The 17,189-nt window shown below is 41.1% G+C and carries 19 protein-coding genes; 5 read left to right on the top strand and 14 right to left on the bottom strand.

Annotation, left to right across the window (positions count from 1 at the left end; translation table 11 throughout):
• From C5745_RS17350 to C5745_RS17325, 6 genes are read right to left on the bottom strand one after another with little or no spacing between them, the layout of a single operon-like run.
• On the bottom strand, positions 1-1,329 hold the full coding sequence (locus tag C5745_RS17350) for a DUF58 domain-containing protein (RefSeq protein ID WP_105718280.1): 1,329 nt from the start codon (positions 1,327-1,329) through the stop codon (positions 1-3).
• Positions 1,329-2,324 (bottom strand): AAA family ATPase, encoded by a 996-nt coding sequence (locus C5745_RS17345; RefSeq protein WP_105718279.1) that lies wholly within the window; start codon positions 2,322-2,324, stop codon positions 1,329-1,331. Before C5745_RS17345 ends, C5745_RS17350 begins: the two co-directional genes overlap by 1 nt.
• A complete protein-coding gene (locus C5745_RS17340; RefSeq protein ID WP_133166378.1) occupies positions 2,321-3,535 on the bottom strand; it encodes a DUF4350 domain-containing protein in 1,215 nt (404 codons plus the stop codon). Before C5745_RS17340 ends, C5745_RS17345 begins: the two co-directional genes overlap by 4 nt.
• On the bottom strand, positions 3,526-4,353 hold the full coding sequence (locus C5745_RS17335; RefSeq protein ID WP_165793130.1) for a DUF4129 domain-containing protein: 828 nt from the start codon (positions 4,351-4,353) through the stop codon (positions 3,526-3,528). Before C5745_RS17335 ends, C5745_RS17340 begins: the two co-directional genes overlap by 10 nt.
• Positions 4,343-5,260 carry an ABC transporter permease gene (locus tag C5745_RS17330; RefSeq protein WP_105718276.1) on the bottom strand — a complete coding sequence of 306 codons (918 nt, stop codon included), beginning with the start codon at positions 5,258-5,260 and terminating at the stop codon, positions 4,343-4,345. Before C5745_RS17330 ends, C5745_RS17335 begins: the two co-directional genes overlap by 11 nt.
• The gene (locus C5745_RS17325) at positions 5,251-6,213 is read right to left on the bottom strand and encodes a stage II sporulation protein M (RefSeq protein ID WP_105718275.1); all 963 of its coding nucleotides are present in this window, start codon (positions 6,211-6,213) and stop codon (positions 5,251-5,253) included. Before C5745_RS17325 ends, C5745_RS17330 begins: the two co-directional genes overlap by 10 nt.
• Positions 6,214-6,306: 93 nt before the next feature.
• Between C5745_RS17325 and C5745_RS17320 the strand changes: the two genes are divergently transcribed.
• The gene (locus tag C5745_RS17320) at positions 6,307-7,035 is read left to right on the top strand and encodes an RDD family protein (protein ID WP_105718274.1); all 729 of its coding nucleotides are present in this window, start codon (positions 6,307-6,309) and stop codon (positions 7,033-7,035) included.
• Positions 7,036-7,038: 3 nt separating this feature from the next.
• Here C5745_RS17320 and trmB read toward each other — a convergent pair whose 3' ends face one another.
• Positions 7,039-7,686 carry a tRNA (guanosine(46)-N7)-methyltransferase TrmB gene (gene trmB, locus C5745_RS17315; RefSeq protein WP_105718273.1) on the bottom strand — a complete coding sequence of 216 codons (648 nt, stop codon included), beginning with the start codon at positions 7,684-7,686 and terminating at the stop codon, positions 7,039-7,041.
• 46 nt (positions 7,687-7,732) lie between these two features.
• Between trmB and fcl the strand changes: the two genes are divergently transcribed.
• Complete coding sequence (gene fcl / locus C5745_RS17310) at positions 7,733-8,662, top strand: GDP-L-fucose synthase (RefSeq protein ID WP_105718272.1); 930 nt, start codon at positions 7,733-7,735, stop codon at positions 8,660-8,662.
• Between the two features lie 3 nt (positions 8,663-8,665).
• Here fcl and C5745_RS17305 read toward each other — a convergent pair whose 3' ends face one another.
• From C5745_RS17305 to C5745_RS17295, 3 genes are all read right to left on the bottom strand, one after another.
• A complete protein-coding gene (locus C5745_RS17305) occupies positions 8,666-9,190 on the bottom strand; it encodes a hypothetical protein (protein WP_207795837.1) in 525 nt (174 codons plus the stop codon).
• Positions 9,165-9,584 carry a hypothetical protein gene (locus C5745_RS17300; protein WP_105718271.1) on the bottom strand — a complete coding sequence of 140 codons (420 nt, stop codon included), beginning with the start codon at positions 9,582-9,584 and terminating at the stop codon, positions 9,165-9,167. The genes C5745_RS17305 and C5745_RS17300 overlap by 26 nt, the downstream gene beginning before the upstream one ends.
• A 64-nt stretch (positions 9,585-9,648) precedes the next feature.
• Complete coding sequence (locus C5745_RS17295; RefSeq protein ID WP_105718324.1) at positions 9,649-9,918, bottom strand: YtxH domain-containing protein; 270 nt, start codon at positions 9,916-9,918, stop codon at positions 9,649-9,651.
• A gap of 228 nt (positions 9,919-10,146) precedes the next feature.
• Here C5745_RS17295 and C5745_RS17290 point away from each other — a divergent pair, with 228 nt between their 5' ends.
• Complete coding sequence (locus C5745_RS17290; RefSeq protein ID WP_105718270.1) at positions 10,147-11,685, top strand: YifB family Mg chelatase-like AAA ATPase; 1,539 nt, start codon at positions 10,147-10,149, stop codon at positions 11,683-11,685.
• A gap of 6 nt (positions 11,686-11,691) precedes the next feature.
• On the opposite strand, the gene C5745_RS17285 is transcribed toward C5745_RS17290, so the two are convergent.
• The 4 genes from C5745_RS17285 to rsfS all read right to left on the bottom strand — a co-directional run bounded on the left by C5745_RS17285 (position 11,692) and on the right by rsfS (position 15,521).
• Positions 11,692-12,321, bottom strand: a complete 630-nt coding sequence (locus C5745_RS17285) for a rhomboid family intramembrane serine protease (protein ID WP_105718269.1) — start codon at positions 12,319-12,321, stop codon at positions 11,692-11,694.
• 13 nt (positions 12,322-12,334) lie between these two features.
• Positions 12,335-12,982: a LutC/YkgG family protein gene (locus tag C5745_RS17280; RefSeq protein ID WP_105718268.1), complete on the bottom strand. Its 648-nt coding sequence runs from the start codon at positions 12,980-12,982 to the stop codon at positions 12,335-12,337.
• A gap of 70 nt (positions 12,983-13,052) precedes the next feature.
• Entirely contained in the window at positions 13,053-15,107 is a 2,055-nt protein-coding gene (gene ftsH, locus C5745_RS17275; RefSeq protein ID WP_105718267.1) for an ATP-dependent zinc metalloprotease FtsH, read from the bottom strand.
• A 39-nt stretch (positions 15,108-15,146) separates the two neighbouring features.
• Positions 15,147-15,521 carry a ribosome silencing factor gene (gene rsfS / locus C5745_RS17270; RefSeq protein ID WP_105718266.1) on the bottom strand — a complete coding sequence of 125 codons (375 nt, stop codon included), beginning with the start codon at positions 15,519-15,521 and terminating at the stop codon, positions 15,147-15,149.
• Between the two features lie 49 nt (positions 15,522-15,570).
• Here rsfS and C5745_RS17265 point away from each other — a divergent pair, with 49 nt between their 5' ends.
• Both C5745_RS17265 and C5745_RS17260 read left to right on the top strand, forming a co-directional pair.
• Entirely contained in the window at positions 15,571-16,344 is a 774-nt protein-coding gene (locus tag C5745_RS17265) for a biotin--[acetyl-CoA-carboxylase] ligase (RefSeq protein ID WP_165793129.1), read from the top strand.
• A gap of 142 nt (positions 16,345-16,486) precedes the next feature.
• Positions 16,487-16,936 carry a protein-disulfide reductase DsbD N-terminal domain-containing protein gene (locus C5745_RS17260; RefSeq protein WP_165793128.1) on the top strand — a complete coding sequence of 150 codons (450 nt, stop codon included), beginning with the start codon at positions 16,487-16,489 and terminating at the stop codon, positions 16,934-16,936.
• Positions 16,937-17,189 lie beyond the last annotated feature (253 nt).

The raw sequence follows: 17,189 nt of genomic DNA, 5'->3' as shown, positions 1-17,189 counted from the left end.
TTACAACAGCCCTCGCGCTTTAATTTCCAGATATTTGTTGATGGCGTTGATGGTTAAGTTCTCGGGAGACGTATAGATGGTTTGGATTCCCTGTCTATGTAATTCCTGAATAACAAGCTGTTTTTCGTGTACAAATTTCTGTGCAATGATTTGGTTATACACATCAATCGTTTTTTTTCCTTCTTCTTTTGCCATATCGATCAACTCCGTATTCTTGAACACGACTACGACTACAATATGCGTCCTGGATAACATACGTAAATAAGCCATTTGTCGTGACAAAGCGTCTATCGTTTCAAAATTAGTATACAACATCAGGAACGACCGTTTATTGATGTGTTTGTTACAGAAAGCATACAGATTACCAAACTCGGATTCTTCGAAAGCGGTTGTGATATTGTAGAGTTTCTCGGAGATCAGTTGCATTTGATTATTGCGTTTCTCCGCAGGAATGTGGTTGAACACCGTTTTGGAAAAGGTTAGCATGCCAGCGCGGTCTTGTTTCAGGATAGCTGCATTCGTCAACACCAAGGTCGAGTTAATGGCATAATCGAGGAGCGTCAACCCGTTGAAAGGCATGCGCATGACCCGACCAGTGTCAATGAGCGCATAGATGGGTTGTGATTTCTCTTCTTGATATTGATTAACCAATAATTTTTTATGCTTGGCTGTTGCTTTCCAGTTGAGATGACGATATTCATCACCTCTAACATATTCCCGTATATGGTCAAATTCCAACGTAGCACCAATTTTTCGGATACGCTTAATTCCCAAGTCCACTAATCTATCTGTAGTTGCTAATAATTGATATTTCCGCATCTGGATAAACGAGGGGTAGCAGGCTAGTTCGAGGGGCTCAGTCAATGTAAACTTTCTTGTAAATAAACCGAGCCTGTGCACTAAGGCATGGCATCTTCCGAACGCATGAATACCCCGAGAAGTCGGACGGATCTGATAGTGGATCGATTTGATTTCCCGCGGCAAAATCGCTGACGTCAATTCCACGTTTCGTAGTTGCAGCTGTGTTGGAAATTCTTCCAATAGACGAATATAAACCTTGGCCGGATAATTACTGGTCAACTGAATCTCCATGTCATTCTCATCCCCGTTTGATAGTTTCTCTGGATAATTTCGCTGTATAATGACCTTATTCTTTCCATAGTAGAGAAACATGATATCCCATATACACGCCGCCACAAATAACCAAAGGAGTGCAATTACGAAAGGAAAAAACAATTTGATAAAAAAAGACAAAACAAAGCATGTCGCTAATAGAAGTAGCGCATAGAAGAACTTGTTGCGTACATACAGACTACGGATAAAACGCATTACCTCGGGATTTCGATACTGTCTACAATCTGTTTGATGATATAATCACTTGTAAACCCTTCCATCTCCTTTTCTGGAGTCAGTAGCACGCGATGTCCTAGTATAGCGGGTGCTACATACTTGACATCGTCCGGCGTAATAAAGTCCCTTCCTTGGAGCGCTGCACCAGCTTTTGAGGCCTCCAACAGCGCGATCGAAGCGCGTGGCGAGGCTCCGAGTGTGAGATTTGGATTAGAACGCGTATGATAGACCACCTGTGCAATGTAAGTCAAGACATCTTCGTGTACATATACAGATTTTATCAACTGTTGAAAACCGATCAATTCGTCGATAGCTAACACGGGCTGTACCAAATCTTCCTTATTGTTCGCTTTTTGCGCGTGATGCTCACGCAAGATATCCAACTCTTGCTCTATCGTCGGATAATCAATATTAATTTTGAACAGGAAACGGTCCAATTGCGCTTCGGGCAAACGATAGGTTCCTTCGTGCTCTATCGGATTCTGCGTAGCAAAAACCACAAACGGCGTTGGCACGGGATAGGTGATGCCGTCCACCGTCACCTGCCTTTCAGACATACACTCGAACAACGATGATTGCGTTTTTGCCGGGGCGCGGTTTATTTCGTCTATCAAGACAATATGACCGAAAATCGGTCCCTTCTTAAATTCAAACTCATTGGTCTTCAGGTCTAGCACCGACGATCCTGTTACATCCGAAGGCATCAAATCAGGTGTAAACTGTATGCGTTTAAATTGACCTTTGACCGCTTTGGCTAGCAACTTTGCTGTCAATGTTTTCGCCACACCTGGCATCCCTTCTATCAACGAATGGCCTGTGGCCAGTATAGCAATCAACAGTTTATGAACGACTTCGTCTTGACCTATAATGACCTTTTTAACCTCCTGCTTCACCGCCCCCATCTTATCTTTCAGCTCGGTTAGGTCTATTCTGTTCTCAAAAGTGGGTTCATATTTATTTCCTAGTTCGCTCATAGCATGTGTGCTTTATGTTTAAAATCTTCTATTCTTTTATTTAGCGCTACCAATTCGGCATCGGTAGCCGTACGCACTTTTCGATATCTTAGAAGGAGCTCGACCAAGTTTTTACACTCGTCCAACGGAACACCGGTTTTCAGCGACAATTGTCTCGCAAAAAGCTCATCTTCCAATTGCAGAATATCCAATTGAAAATGCGTTCGGATCTCATACAAAAAGTATTCTACTTTCTTTTGTATAAGGTTGCCCGGATTTCCGCTCTCATAATATAAAGTGGCTATCGTACGCGCAAATTCCTTAGATAGATTTGGTTCTGGGTCCACGACATGAACCGCCCGTTGTTCCCGCTTACTTTTAAACAATAAAAATAGGATAAGCCCAAAAAGTAAAATATACCAGGCCTGGCGCAATCCATCATTTTGCAACAATACACGCAGGGGTGTCTTTGCCTCCTGTGTTCCTTTAAATGTACTATCGAACCAGTATATCTCCTTATTGGAAAGTAATTTCAACACAGCCGCTCCGTATATAAAGTTCTCCTCCTTTAACATGTAGTAATTGGTAAACATCAGCGGTTCCAGATGCAATAAAAAGCGGCCTTTTCCTCTTCTTAACTCGATAAAATTAGGTATCTCCCTATCTTCTACCGCATAATGACCGATTATACGCGTATTAACCGTATCCAAATCGCAGAACAACCCGGGATAGTCCAAATCCTTATAATGGGCTGTCTTACCATCCGCCAATGAGTAGGGACGATCCTCCACATTAATGACCTCATTAAAATTGTGGGGATAATGATATTGTTGCTTTATCCCCAGCGTATCAAGTAAATAAAGTGGAAAGCCATTAGCAGAAATAAAAACTTCTCCTCCCCTTTCTACAAATTTCAGTAGCTCGCCCGTTACCTCCTTTCCTTCGTAGAATCCGTTTACGATATAAACCAAACTACTTTGTTCTTTCTCCGATAAAAATGCCTTCAGAAAATCATAGTTTGTAGAGGTGAAGTCTTCTACCTGTACCTGATTTTCCATAATTTCGGGCAATTCTTCCCGGGTTACATATAAACCATAAGGAATTTTGTCCCGTTGGTCATAAGTTTTTGACCAATCGATCTGCTTATCGCTTGCTAAATCAATAAACGCAATAATCAATACCGTGATACCGAGCAACATAAGACCAAATTTACCCGAGTTCTTCATCGCCATTTTGATTGAAAAGTTAAGAAATAAGAGGCAAATTCCTCGTATTTAGCTTGATCTACAGGCATGTTCCCATACCACACGCGATTATATATATTTACATTTCGCGTAAAATCACGTTTCAATTCTTCGTGCTCTATCTCTTCTATAAGCTCTACATGTGTTTTGGTATATTTCCAATGAATCAGTTCCCGCTTCGCCAATAATTGTATATTCAGCAGGTTGAGATAACGAATAGCCAAAGCAAAATCATGCTCTTTTTGGGCTTTATCAATATAGTCTGCGAGATCGATCTCCAAGAGATTTTTCTCTACAAATTTTACCTCGTCGGATGCATCGTCATCATCCTTATCTTTTATCAATAAACGCTTACTTGAAAATAATACCCGATAGATAATCCATACAAAAAGGACCAAAGCTGCAACAGCTAGTAATTTATACACTACATCAGCAAACTGGAAATACTCCCTCGACGGAAAAAGATTGTTCAACATCCGTCCTAGCCTATCCAGTATTTTCTTGAATAGACCAATACGGTTTGGACTATTCTTATCATAATCAAATTCCTCATCCTGATAACGCTCGATCAATTTAGTATATGTCGCTGTATCCACCTGCGGAATTTGATTCATACGTGGAACAGTGTCGTAATAACCATCCTGCATATAATCTATCCAATCCTGCGGCGCATGTTCCGGTGCTTTCATGGATATACTGTCTTCGGTCAAGGGAGGAGATAAGGATTCTATCGTGTCCTCAACTTGCGCGTATGAAACAGATAAGAACCCTAGTACGAACATAACAAGAAATAATCTACAACCCATCTTCCTCCTTTCCCAGATGCTGTATCTTTTCGTACACGTCTTCACCATAGGTTACTTCTTTCGCTGTCTCATAAATAATCCCAGACACCAAAACCGTAAACATATAATACACGATATAGAGTAAAACCAATAAAGTAGCACCGATAGATGTAAACAGGCGTCCGGCAATACTATCAAAAAATGTAGTGTCAAAACCAATGGTATTATAAGCGATAATACCGATAATAAGAGACGGTATTAAGGTGAGCATAACCAGAAGTGTCTGGAACACCAAGCTGACCACATACGCGGAGACACTATAATCGATGATTTTTTTCTTTAAGATGGAAAAGCTTTGTTGCATGGCATTACTGGCTGGCATATATCCCTCCCGATAGAACAAGAACGCACAGAAGAACCAAACACCTATAAACGCTCCCAAAATTCCGACCGCAAAACTTCCTACCAGCGGAATAAACATCAGAACAATCATAGCGAACATAACAGGAATAAATAAAATAACGAAAGCCAAGATACTTACTATCAAAAATTTAAAATATTTGCCTAGATTCGCTACAAAAGCCTGCCAAACATCATTGGAATCAAAATCAGTTCCCCTCTTGTTCTTTAGCAAGACAAAATATTCAATGGCTAGCCCAAAGAATACCATACTCACGACCAGCAGCGAAAATAACGTAGCAAATGCTACGAATATAAGATCCAGTGATTCTGTCCAACTTTGGCTTGCTGTTAAATTTATTTTAGTCGTCCCGTAATAGATGAGAATCAACATGATGCATAACGGAATAATAGCAAGTTTCAAAATCGTTTGAAAGAAATGCCCGAGCACCAGCCGCAAGAGGTTGATGAAATCTTGGACAATTTCACCTAGTTTGCGTTCTTTCCGAAATTCAAAATCTATTTCCATCCGTTAATTCTTGCCAGTTGATAAGGTCTGATTATATAGAAATAGATAATAGCCATAAATGAGGCTAGAATAATACTAATACACAACCAAATTGAAATTTGATAATGTCTTGTCACAAACCCCTCCAGAAAACCCGCTACAATAAAGAACGGAATAGTGCTTATTAACACCTTGGAGGCAGTTTTCATCGCCCGTTTGAACGATTCGAGTCTTGTATAGGATTTTGGGAACAGTAGACTATTTCCAATAGCGAGTCCACAGCCCCCGGCAATGACAATTACTGATAATTCAATAGCTCCATGAATCCAAATAGCGGACATGGCTTCCTCCATGACGCCATACCGAAAAAACAGATGGTGAAAAGCGGCTACCATGATACCGTTGCTGAATAAGATATAGCCTGTCCCTATGCTGTAAAATACGCCTAGTACAAATGCCAGGAAAGCGACCCTGACATTGTTAATCGTAATGGCCAAGGCGGAACCGATCTCACTTCCTCCCTGATAAACACCAGCTGGGTTTCCCTCCTCGATGTTAGCTATGCTCATGTCTACGTAATAATCGCCTAAGATTAAACGTACGAAATCCAAATCGTAATGAGCTGAAATAAATCCAATGGCTATCGCTAGGCAGAAAATGAGTAAGGAATAAAGCATTGGACGGCGCAGTTGCCATATTGCCTCTGGAATCTCCTGTTGTACAAAACGCTTGAACTGGTTTTCTGATGATTTTTGATCACGATACAACTGCTGATGGGCCAATATGGCCAGTTCATTCAAATAATCTTTTGTCTTTGACCGCGGATAAAATGTCTGTGCATACGCCAAGTCGTTCGTCAATTCGATATAATCGGAAGCCAGGACATCGGGATCTACATTGATTTTATTTCTCAAATTATTTTCAATTAAGATCCATTTTTCTTTATTTCGTTCAATAAAGGATGCTTCTCTCATTATGTCTTTCTAATTCTCTATCTTTAAGTAAAATAAACAAAGTAATGAGGAGAAACTAAAACGTAGCGTCTACTCGAAGCTAATATAGGAAATATGCATAAACTATTTATAAATACGCCTCAAAATGTCAAATTCGAATATAATTTAGCTTCGCTCGGTTCCCGTATCATTGCCTTTGCGATCGACTATTTCATAATTATGTGTTATGCTATAATGGTCTATTACACCGTATCTCGCTTCGGTCTTTTTAGCACAAACGATCCTTGGTTGACTGCCGGTGTCTATATGCTTATTTTGCTACCTGCATTTTTTTACCCTTTTCTTATGGAGACATTCTTTAACGGACAAACCATCGGAAAAATGATTATGCGTATTAAAGTCGTGAAAATAGACGGCACACGCGCATCGGTATACCAATATTTTATCCGCTGGGTATGTTCTATCGTGGATATCTTTTTATGCGCAGGGGCCCTTGGGATTAGCAGCATCATCGCCACCAAACATGCGCAACGGATCGGTGATATCGCAGCCGACACGAGCGTCATCAGCACGAAACAAAACATGGTACTGCAACAAACTTTATTTGCCGAGATTACACAAGAATATACGGTGACCTTCCCTCAGGTAATGCGGTTATCAGACAAAGATGCCAATACCATTAAAGATATATACAAAAAGGGATACGAACGTAAAGATTACAATATCATTTTGGCGTTAAGCAATAAACTAGTAGAGCTGCTAGACGTGAAACCTCAAATGCGTCCTGAAGAGTTTATTGAGGTTGTCATTAAGGACTATTATTATACGTTTAGGGACCGATAACACTTAAAACCGCCACTGTACATAATTGATATTTTTATTGTCTGCAAGGTACTTCCGCTCATAATACGTTTTGATGGAAAGTACATCGTCAACTAAATTAGAGTGGTACAAATCCGTGGTTTCTTTTATTTTCGGAAGCTTCAACAGTGCAATCTGTTCCAATGTATAGGCATAAAAGCCGTCGTTATCTGTCTTTAGATGCATGACGCCATTGTCGTTCAGAATCGTTTTATATTTTTCTAGAAACTTGGGGTTAGTCAGCCGTTTCTTCTCCCGACTCTCTTGCGGCTGAGGATCAGGAAAAGTAATCCAAATCTCCGTCACTTCATTTTCTGCAAAATGCTCCAATACAGTTTCAATCTGAATCCGCAAAAACCCAACGTTGTCAATCCCTTCTTCCAAAGCTGTTTTTGCTCCTCGCCATATTCGGTTTCCTTTGTAGTCGACGCCGATAAAATTGATATGAGGAAACATTTTCGCCAGGTTGACAGTATATTCTCCCTTACCACAGGCGAGCTCCAATACAACAGGATTATTATTCCCAAAGAACTTAGCCGCCCATTCTCCCTTATAGTCCTTTCCGGCATCTAACTGCACAACGTTTTTAAAGGTAGCCACTTCGGCAAATTTCCGTAACTTATCTTTACCCATTCTGAAAAATTTGTCCGCAAAAATAATCTTATATTTGTAGGAATCAATGGAAAAAGAAGCTAAAATATTTGTTGCAGGTCATCGTGGAATGGTGGGCTCGGCGATTGTCAGGGCATTAGAAAAAGAAGGGTACCGGCACCTTGTCAAACGCACCTCAAAAGAACTTGATTTGCGTAATCAATCGGAGGTCGCGGATTTTTTCGCCGAAGAACAACCGGAATACGTATTCCTGGCGGCTGCAAAAGTCGGCGGCATTGTAGCAAACAACACCTATCGCGCCGATTTTCTTTACGAGAATCTCATGATCCAAACAAATGTGATTCATCAAGCTTATATTCAGAAGGTCAAAAAACTGTTGTTCCTAGGCTCTAGCTGTATTTATCCGAAACTTGCTCCACAGCCTCTCCAAGAGGATTATTTACTGACGGGTACATTGGAACCTACCAACGAGCCTTATGCCATTGCAAAGATCGCTGGAATTAAAATGTGTGAAGCGTACCGTTCACAATATGGATGTAATTTCATCTCGGCAATGCCTACTAATCTATATGGCGTTAATGACAACTACCATCCGCAAAACTCTCATGTATTACCCGCGCTAATCCGCCGTTTCCACGAAGCGAAGATAGCAGGACTGAGCGAAGTGCGTATCTGGGGGACTGGCTCGCCACTTCGGGAATTTCTATACGCAGACGACTTAGGCGAGGCCTGTGTTTTTTTAATGCAAAACTATGACGAGGAACAATTTATCAATGTCGGCGTAGGTGAGGATATCAGCATCCACGATCTTGCTTATCTCATACGCGAAATTGTAGGATACAATGGCGAACTCCGATTCGATACAAGCAAACCCGATGGCACTCCTCGCAAATTAATGGATGTCAGTAAATTACACACATTAGGATGGCGACACAAGACATCCTTGCGCGAGGGAATAGTCTTGGCTTATGAAGATTTTCAAAAAAAGAAATTTTAATTATTAAATTTTATCCGTAAAACGTTCGTCTTCTAGAATAGCAACTTGCTGTTCCATAACGGCTATTTTTTCTATTGTATCTTCTTCTAACTTTTCTTTCTTTTTCTTCTTTTTGGGCTTTATAAAGGAGGTAACCTTATTAATCAATCCACTTATCTTATCCTGATTAACCTGCCCCGCAGCTGTTTCCGAAGCCAGCAAGACCAAAGCCTTTTTAAACCAGCCAGCTTTTCGAAGAAAAGTCGAATTTAGCACAATCGGTGCGGCCAATTGCAAGGTCCTTGTCAACCAATCGGCATCTTTACGTTGCACAGCTTTACCCACCCCTGAAGTAAAATCTTTTAACATGCCTACGCCCGGAATCTGAGAAGTTATCTGTCTAAAAAACCGAAAAGGGGTACCCACTTTTACCTTTAACAGCGCATATTGATCCGTCAAGTACGCCTCTTGTTCCCGCCGTCTTAAGTTAAGCCGAGTAATTTCTGCTCGTAAATCATGTAAATTATTTATTTTCTGTGAATTCTTCATTTACGTTTGATTTGATTTTCTCTTCAATGGTGTCTTCATCCTCTTCTCCTTGCCATTTGTCTGCCACCTTACGAATAGTAAAATTCATAAATATTCTTTCCAACCCCGGTTCAAACGCACGAATGAGCAATACCAGCACAAAAAAGATAACGCCCGTTAACAAAAACCCGAGTGCATTGCTATCCAATACTTCGCCAAGATAAAAACCTAACGCCAAGGAGCAGAAAAAAACGATGAACAAACTAAATACAATCTTTACGACATCTAGCGCCAAGGAGCCGGCTATCCGCGACCCTTTAGCTAAACCTTTCAGTTGCAATAGCTTAATTTGCGTATCTACATATTCTTTCCCTTTTTGAAAGGTACCACTTAGCGAAAATTTTTCCTCTTCCATCGAATGTGTATTTTTTTAAGTACGCAGCAGAGACTTTAGGATATTGTGTCTCCACTGCACCATATTAGGCGTGTTCTATTATTTCGTCATCCACCATGGCTTCAGCTTCAGAAACTTTGGATTTTACCAAACCTAGTACTTTATCTTTAAGCTCGCTAAGCTGGTCAAATTGTTCCTCCGCACGCTCTTTGATGGCGTCACCCAAATCAGATAATGACTCATTAATCTTATCTCTTGTCTCTGATCCTTTATCAGGAGCAAATAATAATCCTACGACTGCTCCCGCTGCTAACCCTGCTAATAATGCAGCTACTACTTTACTATTCTCATTCATATTTTTGCCTTTTAAATAATTCTCCATTTATCGGGTTGAAGATTTAATTAAGTTATACAATTAACAAATAATCTTTCTAATCGTTTTAAAAATACAAAAGTATTTTGGGCTTCGGCTGCCTTTCAAAAAAGAAAACGTAAATCTTGCTAAAAAGTAACATATCTCCGACTATTTTATATTATTTATCGATTTTTTTCGTATTTTAGGGTAACCATTTTAACATTAGCTATGCTCGTCAAAACCTTTAGTAGTGCCGTATACGGCATAAACGCAACCACTGTAACTGTAGAAACACTTGTTTGTCCTGGCATGCATTATCATATTGTAGGGTTGCCGGATAGTGCGATTAAAGAAAGTCTCCACCGTATCGAAAGCGCAATTACAGCTTCGGGATACCGTATGCCTCGTCAAAAAATAGTCGTCAATTTGGCACCGGCAGCTATACGTAAAGAAGGCTCCGGCTATGACTTATCTATTGCATTAGGTATCCTGGCAGCGTCAGATCAAATACAGGCATCCTCCTTAAAGGATTATATCATGTTGGGAGAGCTGTCGCTGGATGGTAAGGTCCAGCCCATCAAGGGAGCCTTGCCCGTTACCCTACAGGCTAAACAAGATGGATTCAGAGGCATTATACTGCCATCAGCCAATGCTCTGGAGGCCGCCGCAGTTCAAGATATGGAGGTCTTGGCCGCGAATAACTTGCAGGACCTTATTTACTTCTTTAACAAACAGCAAACACTAGAACGCATCCGAATGGATATCGGACATGAATTTATGCATCATATAAATAACTATGACGTAGATTTTGCGGATGTAAAAGGACAGGAGAATATAAAAAGGGCGCTAGAAATTGCTGCCGCAGGGGGACACAACGTCATCTTGATCGGTCCCCCGGGAGCCGGCAAAACGATGCTTGCCAAACGCCTTCCGACCATTCTTCCTCCACTTCATTTAGATGAATCGCTTGAAACTACCAAAATCCACTCCGTGGCCGGTCAACTCCGTGCGCTTTCTTCACTTATGACGGTTCGTCCTTTCCGAGCTCCTCACCATACAACTTCCGACGTCGCTCTCGTTGGGGGTGGCTCGTCGCCACAGCCTGGAGAAGTTTCCCTTGCCCACAACGGGGTATTGTTTTTGGACGAGCTTCCAGAATTTAAAAGGTCTGTGCTAGAAGTAATGCGGCAACCGTTAGAGTCTCGCAATATCACGATTTCGCGAGCGAAGTTTTCCGTTGATTACCCCGCGAGTTTTATGTTGATAGCGGCTATGAATCCGTGCCCTTGTGGTTATTATAACCATCCAGAAAAGGAATGTATTTGCGGAAGCCCTACCGTACATCGTTACCTTAGCAAAATTTCCGGCCCGCTACTGGATCGTATAGATCTACATGTGGAGGTTACACCCGTTGAATTTAACAAACTTTCCGCTGCGAAAAACACCGAGAAAAGTGAAGTCATACGGGGGCGGGTTATACAGGCACGTGATGTCCAAACGAAACGCTTTGCAGATTTTCCTGATATCCACAACAATGCGCAGATGAATACCCGTGTCGTACGCCAAGTCTGCCTGATCAGTAGCTCGGGTAAACAGCTTTTACAGGCGGCTATGGACCGTCTTGGACTCTCTGCTCGAGCGTATGACCGCATATTAAAGGTATCGCGCACTATAGCGGATATGGAGGGTTCCAAACAAATTGAAAACCACCATTTAGCGGAGGCTATTCATTTTAGAAGTTTGGATCGAGAAAACTGGACGGGCTAGAGCGATCTACAAAAATTGGCTGAGAAGATGACTAATAGACCAAGGGTAAAGCAAAATCGTCAGCCCTAGCCCTGCAAGCGCTCCAAATAAATGAGCATCGTGATTGATATTATCGTATGCTTTTTTTGACGCCCAGATACAATACCCCAGAAAAAGAAAAGCAAACAAGTACGCCGGTATGGGAATCACCATGAAGAGTCCAAGCATCGCTTTGGGTTGAAACATGATAAAACTAAAAAGGACGGCGCAAATAGCGCCCGATGCACCCAAACTATAATAACTCGGATTATTTTTCTGTCGAATCAAGGTCGGTATATCGCTAAGAATTAAACTAACAACATACAGGGCCGCGAAAAGCACGTGACCAAGTACGCCACTGAACTGGACAAACATATTCTCGAGACCAAACCCAAAATAATAGAACGTCATCATATTAAAAATAAGATGCATCCAATCTTTGTGAATCAAGCCGCTCGTAAAAACCATGTACCATTTTGACTTATCTCTATGCAATGTATACGGATGGAGCATCAATTTCGTATACCATTGGGGATTAGAAAAAACATATAAACTCAATCCTATCGTCAAAACGAAAATTACGGAAGCAACAGGAGTTGCATAAAGGTAATATAGCATAAAAATTTGTGGGTTAAAATCTGTCTTCTATCAAAAAGACGTATAATTCTTTGGGGCCGTGTGCACCCAGCACCAACATTTTCTCGATATCGGCTGTTCGGCTAGGCCCGGTAATCGTTGAAATCATGGAAGGAAGCTTATCTCCATATTTCTCGCTCATGCGTCTTAATCCATGTTTAATATCCATCACCAATTGAGAGGTTTTTGCTATCACAATGTGAATGGGGGGATAGATGCTCAGGCGGCGGCCAGCTTCATTTCCGTTGGATACCATGATGCTTCCATTACGGGCAATAAGGGCTTCGCAAGTAGTAATTCCTGCATCCGCGACATCAAGTTGTTGATCGGAAGTATAAATTGGGAAGCCATACTGCCCTAACAACTCTTGTATCTCAAGTTCCCAAGCCAAAATCTTTTTGATCTGTAGCTTTTCGGCTAAGAGTATCAAGTTTTCAATAAGCGAAATTTCGCCATCACAATACACAAAATTACCGGCAACTTGTGTAAATTCCCGTGCAAATGTGACATCCAAGGACTCCTCCTCATCTTTATAAAGCGGGGAGTCCTCAAAGTCAATATGTGGATTCTCTCGTTTCTGCAGCAAAGCCTGACGAATCTTTTTTAGCATTCGCTCTTTAGCTGTGGTATTTCGAATGTTCATGTATATAACCCTTACGAGTGAAGCTTAAGATTTTCAGGCTTCACTCATTACTGGGACAAGCGATGCGCCCTTACCCTTCTGACTTTGTGTCGTTGTTATTGCTGTCCTGCGGCAGTTCCAACGGTAAATCAGTTTGGGGAACGCCACCTCCGTCAGCTCCACCATTTACAAATTCGTCATAAGTAGTACGGTTTTCAAACGGACGTTTTCCCAAAATTTGTTCCAAATCACTCTGAAACAGAATTTCTTTCTCCAACAGCTTCTCTGCGATTTTAACAAGACCCTCTTGCTTCTCTAATAAAAGCTGTTTAGTCCGCTCGTATACCGCAGCGATTAAATTCCTTACCTCCTGATCAATTAACTCTGCCGTTTGATCAGAATATGGCTTCTGGAACTGTGCTTCACCAGAACTATCGCGAAAAGACACATTGCCCACTTTGTTGTTCATACCATACACGGACACCATCGCATAAGCAAGTTTTGTGATCCTTTCCAAATCATTTTGTGCACCGGTGCTGATTCGACCGAAAGTAATATCTTCTGCTACTCGTCCCCCCATTGTCATACACATGCTATCTAGCAACTGCTCTGTAGTATATAAAAATTGCTCTTTAGGCAGGTATTGTGCGTATCCTAACGCAGCCACACCACGCGGAACGATTGAAACCTTAACCAAGGGATCAGCAAACTCCAAGAACCAGCCAGTAATCGCATGCCCTGCTTCGTGGTAAGCTACGATTTTCTTCTCTTCAGGAGATATAATCTTGTTTTTCTTTTCAAGTCCTCCGATAACCCTATCAATTGCATCTTGGAAATCCTGCATCGAAATAGAGGCTTTATTTTTTCGCGCAGCAATCAATGCTGCTTCATTACATACGTTCGCAATCTCTGCTCCCGCAAAACCAGGTGTTTGCGCTGAAAGTTTTTTAGCGTCCACTTCCTCCGAAAGCTTCAAGGGTTTTAAGTGTACGTTAAATATATGTTCACGACCAATCAAATCCGGTTTGTCGATAGAAATCTGGCGGTCAAACCGTCCCGGGCGCAACAACGCCTGATCCAATACATCTAACCGGTTCGTAGCAGCTAATAAAATAACCCCTAAATTCGTACCGAAACCGTCCATTTCTACCAACAATTGGTTTAATGTGTTTTCTCGCTCGTCATTCCCACCCATAACCGAATTTTTGCCACGGGCGCGCCCTATTGCGTCAATTTCGTCGATAAATATAATACAAGGTGCTTTCTCTTTAGCCTGTTTGAATAAATCCCGTACACGAGACGCCCCTACACCTACGAACATTTCCACAAAGTCCGATCCCGACAAGGAGAAGAACGGTACTTGAGCCTCTCCAGCCACAGCTTTTGCTAACAACGTTTTACCCGTACCAGGAGGGCCTACAAGTAAAGCTCCCTTTGGGATCTTACCTCCTAAATCTGTATATTTTTTTGGATTCTTAAGGAAATCCACAATTTCCATGACCTCCGTCTTTGCCTCTTCAAGCCCGGCAACATCGTTGAACGTGATGTTTATTTGGGATTCTTTATCAAAAAGTTGGGCTTTAGATTTTCCAATATTGAAAATTGCACCACCGCCGGCACCAGCACCACCTCCCATACGACGCATCAACAACATCCATATCGCAACAATAATTAATAACGGAAGCATAAACGAGACGAACCAACCCGCCCACGGATTAGATCTATTTTCGTAATGAGGCTCGATACGAGCTTGATCTTCTGGTAATCCTGCCTGTGAATTTTTCAACTTCTCATTCAGAATCACATCAGACGGCTCCGTAAACGTATATTGAGGTCCTACTTCTGGCGACAACAACAGCGCATTGGGACTAGGAGCTACGTCTTTATACTTATCCTCTTTAAGTTTATCTTTTTTAATATATACTTCAACCTCCACCAAATCATTGCTCTTAACGGCAACCAGCTTTTCGACATCGCCAGCTAACAATATCTCTTTTTCAAACTTTGAATAGGTAATTTCTTCGGTACTATCGCTACTAAAAAAGTACTGCAACCCAAAGAATCCGAGGATAATCAATATCCATAACCACATCATGTTAAATTTGGGTGGAACAGGAGTTACTTTTTTACTTGGAATTTTCTTCATTACAATCTATTATATCTATTTCTCTTTATTTCTAAATCTTTACGCACTTTGATAGGATTCTACCTGAGCATCCCCCCATAAATCCTCTATGCCATAATGGCTTCTTTTTTCCGTTTTAAAAACATGGACGACGACATCTACAAAATCCAACAAAATCCATTCACCGTTATTATGACCTTCCTTTCGCCAAGGTTCTTGCCCGAAGGTCTTGTAAACCTCCTCTTCTACGCTGTTTGCTATCGCATTGATTTGTGTTGCGGAATCCGCGTGGCAGATAACGAAATAATCGGATAGGGTGGCATTTACGTTTCTCATATCCATCCGCACAATATCATTGCCTTTTTTCTCTTGCATCCCGTGTATAACCACTTCGGCAAGTTTTCCTGACAAATCCTTTTTTTTATCTTTATTCATTAAAAAACACTAGTTTTGAACGATATTTATGTGTTTAAATATTTTTCCCTTGCAAAATAATACATTTTCCCGACTTTACCTTAGACAAAATTTAATTGTATTAGAAGAGGTAACGTCTACCAACGATTATTTAAAGGAACTTTTGTCAAATATTAAGCCACTTCCCGAAGCAACTGCCATTATGGCAATCCATCAGGTAGCAGGAAAAGGCCAACGGGGGAATTCCTGGTTTAGTAAACCTGCGGAGACATTAAACTTGAGTTTTTCCTTACATCCAAAAGACTTCTTTATACATCAATCGTTTAATTTAAATATGCTTGTTTGTCTGGGCATCCAACGTTGGCTATCAACATTGCTTCCCAATGCACAAATTAAATGGCCCAATGATATTTATGTCGGCGGCAAAAAGCTATGCGGTGTATTAATCGAAAACCAGTTATCTGGTCCGCGTATTCATTCGAGCGTAATCGGCATCGGTGTAAACATAAAACAACATGCTTTCCCCATAGCGATCCAACATAAAGCGACCTCGTTGTACATCGAGAAACCGGAGGTGCCGCTACAATCGCTTGAAGATTATGCATTATCTCTTCTTTTGGCAATAATGACCTTATATGAAAATACCGATCTAAATGATACACAGCAGTTATTGACTGCTTACAACAGCTGTCTATTTAGAAAGGGAGTTCCCGCATATTATGAAATTGCCGGAGACACCCTTTTAGGCATCCTCCAAGGTGTCGACAGCAACGGTAAATTACGCATATTGTTCGATGGTCAGGAGCGACTGTTTGATCTTAAAGAAGTTAGCTTCAAGCAATAACACCTAATTATAACATATAATTTACTTGTATATCGCTTATACGCTGCCTATATTTGGGCATATTTTCGTTCGCATCGGGTAAAATTAAACCTTACAGGATGGAAGGAGTCTTATAATTAGCACTAAAAAGTAACTTATTAGAATGAAAAAATTAAGTTTATTAATTGTCGCCATGTTGTTTATCATGGCTAACGTTGACGCTCAGATATTGAACCCAGTGAAGTGGAGCGTTGCTTCGAAAAAACTCAATGACAAAGAAGCTGTTGTGTTTATCAAGGCAAATATCGACAACGGTTGGCATATATATGGTCTGCAGGTTCCTGATGGTGGACCCATTTCAACAGCGTTTACATTTTCGCCTTCGAATAACTACAGCTTGAACGGCAAAGTTGCGGCTCCGGCGCCAAAATCAAAATTCGAAAAAGACTTCGGTATGGACGTCCCATATTACACCAAAGAAGTTGTTTTCCAACAGAAAGTGAAGTTAAAGAATGGCCAACCCGTCGTAAAAGGCGTAGTGGAATTTATGGTTTGTGATTCAGAAAGATGTTTACCTCCGGATGAGCATGCCTTTACCGTCACAATTAAGTAGTATTCTTGGAACAAGGAATGATAAGGCGGTAAGTTTACTGCCTTTTTTTTATTTTAGCGACTTATCTAATAAGCTATGCGTTCATTATTTAAGCATTTTATAGTCCTACAACTTTTAGCGTTTTCCCTATGTCATTCGTCATTTGCACAGCAAGATAGCTTAATCTCGTTTGATGATATAGAATTTGTAGACGGTTCTGCTGAATCGGAGGACGATACGCTGCTGGAAGTGCCGGAGGACCTGATATTTGAGG

Origin of the sequence: Sphingobacterium haloxyli (genome assembly GCF_002980525.1) — a bacterium.
GTDB lineage: Bacteria > Bacteroidota > Bacteroidia > Sphingobacteriales > Sphingobacteriaceae > Sphingobacterium > Sphingobacterium haloxyli.
This window is presented reverse-complemented; position numbering and strand designations above follow the sequence as displayed.